11 protein-coding genes are annotated in these 12,447 nt (G+C 71.3%); 8 read left to right on the top strand and 3 right to left on the bottom strand.

Features of this window, described 5'->3' with window-relative positions:
• Positions 1–154: 154 nt before the first annotated feature.
• Together ACWDYJ_RS00925 and ACWDYJ_RS00920 are read right to left on the bottom strand one after the other, a co-directional pair.
• On the bottom strand, positions 155–751 hold the full coding sequence (locus ACWDYJ_RS00925) for a hypothetical protein (RefSeq protein ID WP_451563287.1): 597 nt from the start codon (positions 749–751) through the stop codon (positions 155–157).
• A 224-nt stretch (positions 752–975) separates the two neighbouring features.
• Complete coding sequence (locus tag ACWDYJ_RS00920; protein ID WP_451563286.1) at positions 976–1,695, bottom strand: bifunctional DNA primase/polymerase; 720 nt, start codon at positions 1,693–1,695, stop codon at positions 976–978.
• 406 nt (positions 1,696–2,101) lie between these two features.
• Here ACWDYJ_RS00920 and ACWDYJ_RS00915 point away from each other — a divergent pair, with 406 nt between their 5' ends.
• Together ACWDYJ_RS00915 and ACWDYJ_RS00910 are read left to right on the top strand one after the other, a co-directional pair.
• Positions 2,102–3,664: a PP2C family protein-serine/threonine phosphatase gene (locus tag ACWDYJ_RS00915; protein ID WP_451563285.1), complete on the top strand. Its 1,563-nt coding sequence runs from the start codon at positions 2,102–2,104 to the stop codon at positions 3,662–3,664.
• A gap of 183 nt (positions 3,665–3,847) precedes the next feature.
• Complete coding sequence (locus tag ACWDYJ_RS00910; RefSeq protein WP_451563284.1) at positions 3,848–5,314, top strand: aminopeptidase P family protein; 1,467 nt, start codon at positions 3,848–3,850, stop codon at positions 5,312–5,314.
• Positions 5,315–5,405: 91 nt separating this feature from the next.
• Here ACWDYJ_RS00910 and ACWDYJ_RS00905 read toward each other — a convergent pair whose 3' ends face one another.
• Positions 5,406–5,855: an ATP-binding protein gene (locus ACWDYJ_RS00905; RefSeq protein ID WP_451563283.1), complete on the bottom strand. Its 450-nt coding sequence runs from the start codon at positions 5,853–5,855 to the stop codon at positions 5,406–5,408.
• A gap of 346 nt (positions 5,856–6,201) precedes the next feature.
• Between ACWDYJ_RS00905 and ACWDYJ_RS00900 the strand changes: the two genes are divergently transcribed.
• From ACWDYJ_RS00900 to efeB, 6 genes are all read left to right on the top strand, one after another.
• Positions 6,202–7,014 (top strand): hypothetical protein, encoded by an 813-nt coding sequence (locus tag ACWDYJ_RS00900; RefSeq protein WP_451563282.1) that lies wholly within the window; start codon positions 6,202–6,204, stop codon positions 7,012–7,014.
• Positions 7,015–7,124: 110 nt separating this feature from the next.
• Positions 7,125–7,859, top strand: a complete 735-nt coding sequence (locus ACWDYJ_RS00895; RefSeq protein WP_451563281.1) for a YcnI family copper-binding membrane protein — start codon at positions 7,125–7,127, stop codon at positions 7,857–7,859.
• An 87-nt stretch (positions 7,860–7,946) separates the two neighbouring features.
• The gene (locus ACWDYJ_RS00890) at positions 7,947–8,603 is read left to right on the top strand and encodes an SCO family protein (RefSeq protein WP_451563280.1); all 657 of its coding nucleotides are present in this window, start codon (positions 7,947–7,949) and stop codon (positions 8,601–8,603) included.
• Entirely contained in the window at positions 8,600–9,094 is a 495-nt protein-coding gene (locus ACWDYJ_RS00885; protein WP_451563279.1) for a copper chaperone PCu(A)C, read from the top strand. The genes ACWDYJ_RS00890 and ACWDYJ_RS00885 overlap by 4 nt, the downstream gene beginning before the upstream one ends.
• 22 nt (positions 9,095–9,116) lie before the next feature.
• Positions 9,117–11,126 carry a copper resistance CopC/CopD family protein gene (locus ACWDYJ_RS00880; protein ID WP_451563278.1) on the top strand — a complete coding sequence of 670 codons (2,010 nt, stop codon included), beginning with the start codon at positions 9,117–9,119 and terminating at the stop codon, positions 11,124–11,126.
• 5 nt (positions 11,127–11,131) lie between these two features.
• Positions 11,132–12,415 carry an iron uptake transporter deferrochelatase/peroxidase subunit gene (gene efeB, locus ACWDYJ_RS00875; protein ID WP_451563277.1) on the top strand — a complete coding sequence of 428 codons (1,284 nt, stop codon included), beginning with the start codon at positions 11,132–11,134 and terminating at the stop codon, positions 12,413–12,415.
• Positions 12,416–12,447 lie beyond the last annotated feature (32 nt).

Below are 12,447 nucleotides of genomic sequence, written 5' to 3'. Positions count from 1 at the left end.
CTGGGCCGCAACTCCCGCTAATCGCCTGCAAATCAGTGTCTGAATATCAGAGATCGAATTTGCGAACAGGCGATCTCTTGTTACCGTTCTTGTAGCCCGGTCGCTGGTGCATCCCCCGTCGCCAGCGACCGGGCCCTTCCATTTCGTGCGGTACTCAACCGTCGCTCGACTCCGGTGCGTTGCTCCCGGAGCGCAGCAACAGCCGCCCTTCATCATCCGGAACTGCAAACTCCGCTACGGCCGAGTAGTCGTCCGGCTTCCCCACCGACTCCCCGCGTGGCGTCTCGCACAGCCCCGGCTCGTCGCCCGCGCCCACCGCGCAGCGGATCTGCACCGTGCGTCCCGCCGGTCCCATCACGGTCAGTACGGCGTCCAGCGCGTGACCGCTGGTGTTGCGGTAGTAGCTGCGGCCCCAGGTCCGGCCCTCGCCCGCCAGGACGCAGGTCTGCGCCTCCACGCCGTACGGCGAGGAGAGTTCGGGGCCGCACCGGGATTCCGTACGGGGCTGCTCGACCGGTCCGGGCTGCGCGGGAGGGGCGACCGGGTCCGCCGCGGTGGACGTACGGGAGGACTCCGGGGCGCGAGAGGAGTCCGACGTACGGGGAGTGTCCGAAAAGCCGAGCGAGGAGAGCAACCCCCCGCCCTTTCCGTCGTCCTGACCGGCGAAATCCGGCCCGGCCATCGCTCCGGCTAGGGGAAGCGACAAGATGATCAGCACACCGGCGCCGATACCGATCAGGCGGAGATTCATTCGCCGAAGATAGCGAGGCGGGAAAGGGGCGCGGAGATCCCCGCGCCCAATTCCCTTGGAAACTCGTCCCGCTGGCACCCGTACGAGTGACGCTGCGGCCACCGGGATCGTCGGCGCCGCGCTGGACGTTCCCTTCCTGACGGTCAGCCTGACGGTCGGCCTGATGTCGGCCTGATGTCGGCCTGGCGGCGGCCTGATGTCGGCCTGACGATCAAGCCCGACGGTCAGTACGCGAGCCGGCTGCCGCCGCCCGGAGCCCCGCTGCTCGCCTCCACGAGCGCGTCCACGACCGCCTCCACATCCGGCAGCCAGAGCCCGTACGGCCCGGCCGCCGGTTCCCGCTCCCAGCAGACCTGCCCGCCGCCGGACGCCGCGGACGGCGGCAGCAGCAGGTAACCGCCCTCGCCGTGGAAGCGCAGCGAGGAGGGCACGTGATCCTTGGCGTAGAGGAGTTCGCCGAGCCGCTCCAGCGAGTACGGGGCGACCAGCAGGGACCAGCGGGTGGGCGTGGCGACGATGGGCCCGAGCCGCACGCCCTGCGCGTCCAGGCGTACGACGGCACGCGCGGCCGCGGCGGCCGGCAGGCTCACCGCGCACGGCGCGGCCCCGCCGGTGGCCAGCAGGACCGGGGCCGTGGGCCTCCTGGCCCACCACCAGGCCACCATCCGGGCGTCGGTCGTGGCGGCGAGCAGCCCGGGATCGAAGGGATGCGCGCCGGGTACCACGCAGTCGGGGTCGGGGCAGGCGCAGCGCGTGCTGTCCGCGCCGGCCCGGCCCACGCCCGGCAGCACGGGCCACTGCCGGACCGTGGCGCAGGTGAGCGCCCCCTCGAGCAGGGACGCGGCCGCGACGTCCGCGGCCGCCGAGGCGGGGCGGGAGACGGCGCGCGGGGATTTCCATCGATCGCGGAGCCGCTGGAGACGCCTTCCGAGGATCTCGCGCATGAGCGCTCGTTCCTTTCCGTTGAACGCCGAGGGGCCACATCACACCATGTAAGCGGTGTTTCACCACACGTACACGTTTCGCGTCACTGTCCGCCAGAAGCAGGTTCACACGGTTCGTGCAGTTTTCTTACGGGTCCATCAAACGTCCGGCGGGGCTGATCGCGACCCGGACCGGTGCCGAGACCGGCTGCCGCCGTTAAGGACGACGGCGCGCTGCCGGGCGGTTCCCGGCGGTGCCGGGAGGCATCAACTGGCCCCGGTCACCACCGATTAGGTACCCGGAGCCCTTGTGCCACCGCCCAGTCGATCGTAAAAAACGTCCGCTTCCCACTTTTTCCGGCCAAGTTTTAGCCTTGGCTGGACAGTGAGTTGCCGTCTCACGGACACCAGGATTCCCACTTGGGCAATGCTGGACATCGCTCCTCGTGTGCGTGTAGATGTGGATCCATTGATGGCGGCGCAGCACGATCTGGGGGTTTGCGATGCTATATGGCGAATCGCACCAGGTGGAAAGGCGGACGCCATGAGCGCCCCGCATCTGCCGAAAGTGGCTGGAATCGATCCAGCAGTTACAGCGTCAGCGCACACTGCGGCGCCCACGCCCGCTTCCACGCCCGCACGAACCGCCCCCGCCCAGGCCCCACCGCCTGCCGCGAGCAGCGTCATCCAGGACCGGCTGGCGGGCATGGTCTCCGACCTCACGACCCTCCACGAGCTCACCGAGCGCCTCGCCCGGGCCAGTGATCTCGACTCCTCCCTCCAGGAATTCCTGCGCGCCGGAGCCACACTCGTCGGAGCCCGCCGGGGCCTGGTCGCCCTGGAGCCCTCCGACGGCCTCGGCCCCAGCACCACGATCGGCCTCGGTCTGGGCCGCGCGGACCTCGGCCACATCGAGACGGTGCCGCGCAGCGCCACCTCGTACGGCCGCATCCTCGACGGACTCCCGGACGCCCACGGCGGCTCCGAGGTCCTCCCGGAACCGGAGACGACCCCCGGGGTCCCCGGCTCCGCGGGCTACGAACCCCCCGTCGATCCGCGCCACCGCGAGGTCGCGGCCCGGCTCGGCTACGCCGCCAGCTACACGCTGCCGCTGACCGCCGAAACCACCGGCCGTCTCGGCGCGGCCGTCTGGCTCTACGACGAGCCGGCCGAGCCGAGCGAGCGCCAGCGCGACCTCGTGGGGCTCTACGTCCGGCACGCCGCCGAGCACCTGGCCCGGATGCTGGAGGTGGACCGCTCCCGGACCCGGCTGGCCACCGTCTCCGAGGAGCTGCTGCCCAGCCGGCTGCCCCGGATCGCCGGAGTACAGCTCGCGGCCCGGCACCACACCGGCCCGCGCGGCGGCGGCGACTGGTACGACGCGCTGCCCCTGCCCGAGGGCGCCATGGGGCTGGCCGTGGGATCCGTCACGGGCTCCGGCCCGAGCGCCGTCGCGGCCATGGGACGGCTGCGGGCCTCGCTGCGCGCGTACGCCGTCATGGAAGGCGAGGACCCCGTGGCGGTCCTGTCCGACCTGGAGCTGCTCCTGCGGCTGACCGAGCCCGCGCGTTCGGCGACCGCCCTCTTCGCCTACTGCGAGCCCGCCGCCCGGAAGGTCATCCTGGCCGGGGCCGGACACACCCCGCCGCTGCTGATCGGCGAGCGGCGCACCGAGTACGTGGAGACCTCGCTCTCCGCACCGCTGGGGATGCTGGCCTGCTGGGAGGCGCCGAGCGTGGAGATCGAACCCGCTCCCGGAGAAACGGTGCTGCTCTACACCGACGGGCTGCTGCGGCGCACCGGCGACCCGATGGACCGCGCGTACGCCCGGCTGCACGCGGCGGCCGCGGGGGTTCCCCGTAGCGCCCGGGACGACCCGGGGGCCATCTGCGACCACATCCTGCGGACCGTGCTGCCGGGGGAGGAACTGGCCGCCGCGGCCGTGGACCCCGCGGAGGACATCGTGCTCCTCGCGGCGCGGTTCGACTGACGCAGAAGGCCGACGTACGCCGCGGCTCGCCGGTGACGCACACCGGCGGCGACGCACACCGGCGGCGACGCGCCGCCCGATTTGACTGATATGTCACACGCCTCCACAGGCGCCCTCCCCTCGCACCTACGATGGATGAGGTCCTACCAGGTCCGCGCCCGACGTAGCAGCTGAGGAGAAGACGTGGCTGACGAGCTCACCCCGGAGACCCCGGAAGAAGAGCAGCCCCAGAAGAAGCACAAGCAGCGCAAGAACGGGCTGTACCCGGGCGTCAGCGATGAACTCGCGGAGAGCATGCGCACCGGCTGGGCCGACACCGAGCTGCACGGCCTGACACCGATCGCCCAGGCCGGGCACACGGCGGACCGCCGCGCCGCACTGTCCGCGCGCTTCCCCGGCGAGCGCCTCGTCGTACCGGCGGGCCGGCTGAAGACCCGCTCCAACAACACGGAGTACCCCTTCCGCGCGTCGACCGAGTACGCGTACCTCACCGGTGACCAGACCGAGAACGGCGTCCTGGTCCTGGAGCCCACGGGCCCGGCCGGCCACACCGCCACGGTCTACCTGCTGCCCCGCTCCAACCGTGAGAACGGCGAGTTCTGGCTGTCCGGCCAGGGCGAGCTGTGGGTCGGCCGCCGCCACTCGCTCACCGAGGCCGAGCAGCTCCTGGGCATTCCCGCCAAGGACGTCCGCGAACTCGCCGAGGCCCTCACCGAGGCCGAGGGACCCGTCCGCGTCGTACGCGGCCACGACTCCCTCATCGAGTCCGCCCTCACCGACAAGGTGACCAAGGAGCGCGACGAGGAACTGCGCGTCTACCTCTCCGAGGCCCGCGCCGTGAAGGACGCCTTCGAGATCGGCGAACTGCAGAAGGCCGTCGACTCCACCGTCCGCGGCTTCGAGGACGTCGTGAAGGTCCTCGACAAGGCGGAGGCCACCTCCGAGCGCTACATCGAGGGCACCTTCTTCCTGCGCGCCCGCGTCGAGGGCAACGACGTCGGCTACGGCTCCATCTGCGCCGCCGGTCCGCACGCCTGCACCCTCCACTGGGTCCGCAACGACGGCGACGTCCGCTCCGGCGACCTGCTGCTCCTCGACGCGGGCGTGGAGACCCACTCCCTCTACACCGCCGACGTCACCCGCACGCTGCCGATCAACGGCGCGTACACCGACATCCAGCGCAAGATCTACGACGCCGTCTACGCGTCCCAGGAAGCCGGCATCGCCGCCGTCAAGCCGGGCGCGAAGTTCCGCGACTTCCACGACGCCTCGCAGCACGTGCTGGCCGAGAAGCTCGTCGAGTGGGGTCTGCTGGAGGGCCCGGTCGAGCGGGTACTGGAGCTCGGCCTCCAGCGCCGCTGGACCCTGCACGGCACCGGCCACATGCTCGGCATGGACGTCCACGACTGCGCCGCCGCGCGCACCGAGGCGTACGTCGACGGCACGTTGGAGCCGGGCATGTGCCTGACCGTCGAGCCCGGTCTGTACTTCCAGGCCGACGACCTGACCGTGCCCGAGGAGTACCGGGGCATCGGCGTCCGGATCGAGGACGACATCCTCGTCACAGAGGACGGCAACCGGAACATGTCCGCCGGACTGCCCCGCACCTCGGACGAGGTCGAGGCCTGGATGGCGCGGCTCAAGGGCTGACGGCCACCGCGCGGGCGTGGGCCTGACCTGAGCGTGGGCCGCATGACGAGGGGCAGGATCCCGGTGCTTGGGATCCCGCCCCTCGGCGTGTCTAGGACGCCTTCAGCAGCGCGTCGTCACGCCACTTCAGCATCTTGTCGAAGCTCACGACGGCTCCCCGGCCGGGCCGGTTGTGGAAGCGGACGTGGTCGGCGAGTTCGGCGATCAGGTGCAGTCCCCGGCCTGCCTCGGCCAGGGAGGGTCTGCGGCGGGCCACCGTCGCGGGCGGGAAGCCGGGCCCGAAGTCGGTCACTTCGATCCGGCAGCGGTCCCCGTCCAGATAGGCCGTGACGCGGTACGCCTCGGTCTCGTCCAGGAAGTCGCCGCCGACGGCTCCGCCGTGCTCGACCGCGTTCGCGCAGGCCTCGCTCAGTGCTACCGACAGATCGAAGGAGATGTCCGGGTCCACCCCCGCGGTCTCCATCGTCCCCAGCAGCAGTCGCCTGGCGAGCGGCACGCTCGCGGCTTCGCGCCTCAAGTGGAGAGACCACCAGATGCTCATACGGTTACGTATTGCCGCCCATGGTGGACCGTAAGCGCCCAACGGCTGCCAGAGCCCTCATTCGGCCGATGCGGCACTCCCGGGACACGGTGTATGCGGCCGTCGGGGCGAACCGGGTGGGCGTCGGCTCCGTCGGCTCGTGCGGATTACGGCCGCCTCCTGACTCCGTACTGGCCTCGGCGACCTCGCGTTGACCGTGGACTGATCACGTACGCACCGCGCGGCCACCTCGCGCTGACCCGGGCCTGATCGCGCTGACCCGGCTCTGACCGAGCGGCGGAACCGACGAGTCCCTCCCCTACCTGCCGTATGCAGAGGCTAAGCGCAGTGCGATGATGGCCCGGCCATGACTGCCCCCCAAGCGACAGCTGCCGGAGCCTGCCTCCGGACCACCCGGGCCGCGGTGTTCACCGCGGTCTGCGTCGTGCTGTCCGCGGTCGGTCACGCCGTGGCCTCCTGCGCCACCGTGCCGTGGTGGGCCCTGGCCCTTGCCTTCGCCGCCGTCTTCGCGGTCGCGGCCCCGCTGGCGGGGCGCCGGCGTTCACTGCCCGGCATAGCCGCCGGGCTCGGTTTCGGCCAGCTCGGACTGCACACGCTGTTCGGCCTCGGCCAGCACAGCGCCGCAGCTCCGCCCGCGCCGTCCGCCGATCCCGACACCTCGCTGGCGGCGCTCGCCGCCCAGCTGGTTTGCGGGGGCAACTCCGTACCGCTCAGCCCGGCCGATGCCCGGCGCGTCCTGGAGAGCGCCGGACTGGACCCGGCCGCGCTGGCCGGACAGGCCGCCGCGCAGAGCCACATGGCCCACGCGCAGCTGGCGGAGGCCACCGGCCAGCCGGCGATCGGGCTGTTCAGCCCGGCCATGCTGCTGGGCCACCTGCTGGCCGCACTCGCGGCCGGCTGGCTCCTGGGACGGGGCGACAGCGCGCTGTTCCGGCTCGTCGAACTGTCCCGGCTCTCCACCGAGGCCGCTCCCGTACGTCCGCTCCGCACCGCGCTGGCCTTCGTACGCGCCCTCGCCGCAGGACTCCCGAGCGCGCCCGCCCGTACCCGTCGGGTCCGGCGGACCGCCGCGGCGCCCGCCGCCGCGACCGGCCGGGGCGCACTCCAGCACACGGTGATCAGGCGCGGGCCGCCCACGGCGCTCGCCCTCGCAGCCTGACGCGGCACCCCACTCCCCAGCACGTACGGCGGGAGCACCGTGCCGCGACCTCCGCGCGCGTCCGTGCGCGGAGCCAGCCGTCACCACTGCTTCCGTGGAGTGTTTCTGCCGTGAAGACCTCTCGTGTCTCCTTCGCCGCCGCCCTCGCCGCCGGCGCCGTCCTCATCCTGTCCGGTCCCGCCTTCGCGCACGTCAGCGTGCAGCCCGGCGAGGCCGCCAAGGGCGGCTACGCGACGATCAACTTCAAGGTCCCAAACGAGCGTGACAACGCCTCGACCACGCAGCTCGAGGTCAACTTCCCGATCGACCAGCCGCTGACGTCCGTCATGCCGCAGGACATCCCCGGCTGGACGTCCACAGTCGAGAAGACCAAGCTCGACAAGCCCCTCACCGTGCACGGCAAGCAGATCAACGAGGTCGTCACCAAGGTGACCTGGTCCGGCGGCAAGATCGAGGCCGGCAAGTTCCAGCAGTTCCCGGTCTCCGTCGGCAAGCTTCCCGAGGACGCCGACCAGATGGTCTTCAAGGCGATCCAGACGTACGACAACAACGAGGTCGTCCGCTGGATCGAGGAGGCCAAGGAGGGGGCTGCGGAACCGCAGACCCCGGCGCCCGTCCTGAAGCTGACCGCCGCCAAGGACTCCGATCACCACGACAGCGGCGACAAGAAGACGGACGCGAAGAACGCCGACAAGAAGGGCGGCAAGGGAGCCGACCACGGCCACCACGACAAGGCCGCAGCCAAGCACTCCGACACGACCGCCCGTGCTCTCGGCATCGCGGGCATCGTGATCGGGCTCGGTGGCGTCGCCTTCGGCATCGCCTCGCGCCGCCGCACCTCCTGACTGTCCGCGGGTCCTGACCCGCCGGGCCTCTCGTAGGCCTGTCGTTCGAAAACTCCGTACCATCCCCGATCCCAGGGACATCTCTCCATGCGCACCACACGTGTGACGGTCGCCGCCCTCGCGGCGGCGGCCGCCCTCACCCTCACCGCCTGTGGCGGCGAGGCGGCCAAGGACAACAACGGTTCGGTCACGCAGATCACCGGCCAGAACAAGACCGGGGCCGCGACCGTCCTGGACCGCCCCTTCGGCAAACCGGAAGTCGTCCTCACGGACACCACCGGCAAGCCGTGGAACCTGCGCGAGCAGACCAAGGGGCGGCCGACGCTCATCTACTTCGGCTACACCAACTGCCCCGACGTGTGCCCGCTGACGATGAGCAACATCGCCGTCGCCAAGAAGGCACTGCCCAAGGAGGACCAGGACAAGCTCCAGGTCGTCTTCGTCACCACCGACCCCGAACGGGACACTCCCGACTCCCTCGGCGCGTGGATCAAGATGCAGGATCCGTCGTTCGTCGGACTGACCGGGGACTTCGCCACCATCCAGGCCGCCGCCCGCTCACTCGGCATCGGTATCGAGGCCGCCAAGAAGGAGACCGACGGCAGCGTCGTCTCCATGCACGGCGCCCAGGTCATCGCGTTCTCGCCCAAGACCGACGAGGGCTACGTCCTGTATGGCGAAGGCACCACCGTCGACGACTACACCAGGGACCTGCCGAAGATCGTCAAGGGGGAGAACCCGTGAACCGCCGCACCACCCGAACCCTCGCCGCCGCCCTCTCCCTGACGGTCGCTCTCGTCATATCCGGCTGTTCGTCCGACTCCGGCTCCGGCTCCGCCAAGGACGGGGCGGCCAAGCCCGAGCTGACGGTCAGCGGGGCTTACATGCCCGAGCCGGTGAACGACAAGATGGCCGGCGCGTTCATGGTCATCAAGAACAGCTCGAAGAGCGCCGACAAGCTGACCGGCGTCACCAGCCCGCTCTCGGACGATCTGCAGATCCACGAGACCAAGGACCAGAAGATGCGACAGGTCCAGTCGCTGGACGTGCCCGCGAACGGCGAGCTGCGGCTGCGGCGTGGTGGCGACCACGTCATGTTCGTGGGGCTCAAGAGCAAGCCCGGCGTCGGGGACAAGATCAGCGTCGAACTGCGTTTCGAGAAGGCCGATCCGGTCAAGGTCGAGCTGGAAGTCAAGGAACGGACGTACAACGCACAGAACTCCAACGCCCACTGACGGACCGAGGAACTGACACGCCATGACGGCCACCGCCCCCGCCCCCTCCACGGCCCGAGCCCGCGCCAGGACATTCCTGCCCCGGCTCGTGCTCGTCCTCGCAGCCCTGCTGGCAGCCCTGTTCACCGCGGCCACCCCGGCCACGGCACACGCCGCACTCACCGCGAGCGACCCCCAGGACGGGGCGGTGGTCGCCACGGCACCCGCCCAGGTCACGCTGTCCTTCTCGGAGCAGGTCGCCATGGACGACAACTCCATCCGCGTCATGGACCCGCAGGGCAAACGCGTCGACACCGGTGAACTGCGCAACATGTGCAGCGGATCGCTCATCCGCTACGGCGCCGCCCTGCACTCCGGTCTGCCGGACGGCACCTACACCGTCGCCTGGCAGGCCGTCTCCGCCGACAGCCATCCGATCTCCGGCGCCTTCACCTTCTCCATCGGCGCCCCCTCGGCGACGAGCGTCATCGTCCCCACCCAGCAGGCGGGAGGGGGACCCGTCGGCATCGCCTACGGGATCGCCCGTTACGCCGCCTACGCCGGGTTCACCGTCCTCGTCGGTGGCGCCGCCTTCATCCTGCTGTGCTGGCGCCGCGGTTCCGCCGAGCGGCCGCTGCAGAAGCTGGTGCTGCGCGGCTGGGTCACCCTCACCGCCGCCACGCTGGCGATGCTGGTGCTCCGCAACCCGTACACCGGCTCCGGGGAGTTCGCCGACGCCTTCGACCTCGCAGGACTCAAGGGCGTCCTCGAAACCAAGACCGGCGCCTCCTTCGTCTCCCGGCTGCTGCTGCTCGGCGCCGCCGCGCTGTTCATCGCCGTGCTCTTCGGTGCCTACGCACGCCGCCAGAAGGGCTCCGGGACGGGGGCCGGCTCGCTGCGGACGGACGTCGCCGGTCCGACCGCCGAGGAGAGCAAGGAGACGAGCGACCTCGCCTTCGGGCTCGGCATCGGCGGAACCGTCGTGGCCGGCGGTATCGCAGCCACCTGGGCCCTTTCGGAGCACGCCTCCACCGGCCTCCAGCCCGGCATCGCGATGCCGGCCGACATCCTTCACCTGCTGGCCGTGGCCACGTGGCTCGGCGGTCTCGCCGCCCTGCTGGTCGCCCTCCACAAGATGCCGGACATCGAGCGGGAAGCCGTCCAGCGCTTCTCCAAGGTGGCCTTCGTCAGCGTCCTGGTCATCGCCGTCACCGGCGTCTACCAGTCCTGGCGCCAGATCGGCAGCTGGTCCGCCCTCACCGGCACCAGCTACGGGCGACTCCTCCTCATCAAGGTCGGCCTGGTCGCCGTGCTCATCGCCATCGCCTACCTCTCCCGGAAGTGGACGGCCCTGCTCGCGGAGAGCCGGTCCTTGGAGACCGCCACGGAGCCGGCCGAGGAGCCGGCCGAGGTGCTCACGGCCGGCGATGTTTCACGTGAAACATCGGATGCGGCAGGCCCTCAGGACAGCGCGGACCCCCAGCGTGCCGCTCAGCTCGCCCGGCAGCGCGCCGCCCGCGAGAAGGCCCGCGAGAACCAGGTCCGTGACGCCGATCCGGTCCGCGCGGGGCTGCGCCGCTCCGTACTCGCCGAAGCCGGTGTGGCCGTCGCCCTGCTGGCCGTGACCACCGTCCTGACCAGCACCGAGCCAGGGCGCACCGTGGAGCAGGAGGCCGATCGCGGCGGCTCCGCCGCGACGGCCGTACCCAACCGCCCCGTCAAGATCACGCTGCCGTACGACACCGGCGGCCAGAACGGCAAGGGCAGCGTCCGACTGGAGCTCGATCCGGGCCGGGTCGGCGCCAACACCTTCCACCTGTGGGCGGACGGCGCCGACGGCAAGCCCGTCGACCTCCCCGAGCTGAAGGTCTCCTTCACGCTTCCGGCCAAGGAGATCGGCCCCCTGCCGCTCGCTCCGGACCGGGCCGGTCCCGGACACTGGACCGCGTCCGGGGTCCAACTGCCGCTCGCGGGTGAATGGCGCATCGACGTGACCGTCCGTACCTCCGACATCGACCAGACGTCCGTCCAGAAGAACGTGAAGATCGGCTGAACAGCGTGACCGACAGCACCGCGGGCAACCGCGACCTTGAGATCTCCCGGCGCCGACTGCTGGGCACCGTCGGCGCCGCAGGCGCCGCCGGGCTCGCACTCGGCGCCACGGGCGGCGCCCTCGTGCACTCGGCCCTCGGCGACTCTCCGGCCGGCGCCACACCGGCCGCCGGGTCCCTGGGCTCCCTCGGGGCCACCCAGGTCGCCTTCCACGGCGCTCACCAGGCCGGAATCACCACCCCCCTCCAGGCCAAGGGTCACGTGCTCGCCTTCGACCTGGCCGCGGGCGCCGGCCGCAAGGAGGCCGCCGCGCTGCTGCGCCGCTGGTCCGACACCGCCCGGCGGCTCATGGCGGGCGAGACCGCCCCGACCGCCGACAGCGGGATCGCTCTCGACGCCGGGCCGTCCTCCCTCACCCTCACGTTCGGCTTCGGCCACTCCTTCTTCGAGCGCACCGGCCTGACGGCCCACCGTCCGGTCGCTCTCGACCCGTTGCCAGACTTCTCCTCCGACCGGCTCGACGCCCAGCGCAGCAACGGTGACCTGTGGGTCCAGATCGGCGCCGACGACGGGCTCGTCGCCTTCCATGCGCTGCGCGCCGTACAGAAGGACGCCGGGGACGCCGCCCGGGTCCGCTGGCAGATGAACGGCTTCAACCGGTCCCCCGGCGCCACCAGCACCCCCATGACCGCCCGCAACCTGATGGGCCAGGTGGACGGCACCGGGAACCCCAAGCCCGCGGAGCCCGACTTCGACCAGCGGATCTTCGTGCAGGCCGGCGGGCCCGGGCCCGCCGAGCACTCCTGGATGGCCGGGGGCTCGTACGCCGTCGTCCGGCGGATCCGCATGCTGCTCGACGACTGGGACCGGCAGTCCCTCGCCCAGCAGGAGCAGGTCATAGGCCGGACCAAGGCCACGGGAGCCCCCCTGACGGGTGGCGGAGAGACCACGGAGCCGGCCCTGGACAAGCTCGGCGCCGACGGCAAGCCCGTCATCGCGGCCAACGCCCATGCCCGGATCTCCGCCCCGGAACAGAACGGCGGGGCGGCCATGCTCCGGCGGCCCTTCTCCTACCACGACGGGATCGCCCCGGACGGCACCCCCGACGCCGGGCTGCTCTTCATCTGCTGGCAGGCCGATCCTCTGCGTGGTTTCGTCCCGGTCCAGCGCAAGCTCGACCGCGGTGACGCGCTGTCGCAGTTCATCCGGCACGAGTCCAGCGGTCTGTACGCCGTCCCGCCCGGTCCGCGGGCCGGGGAGTACGTCGGACAGCGGCTGCTCGAGGGATGAACAGGCCCACGTGGGCGGGGGCCACGGCATTA

This window comes from Streptomyces sp. NPDC003042, assembly GCF_053591315.1.
This window is presented reverse-complemented; position numbering and strand designations above follow the sequence as displayed.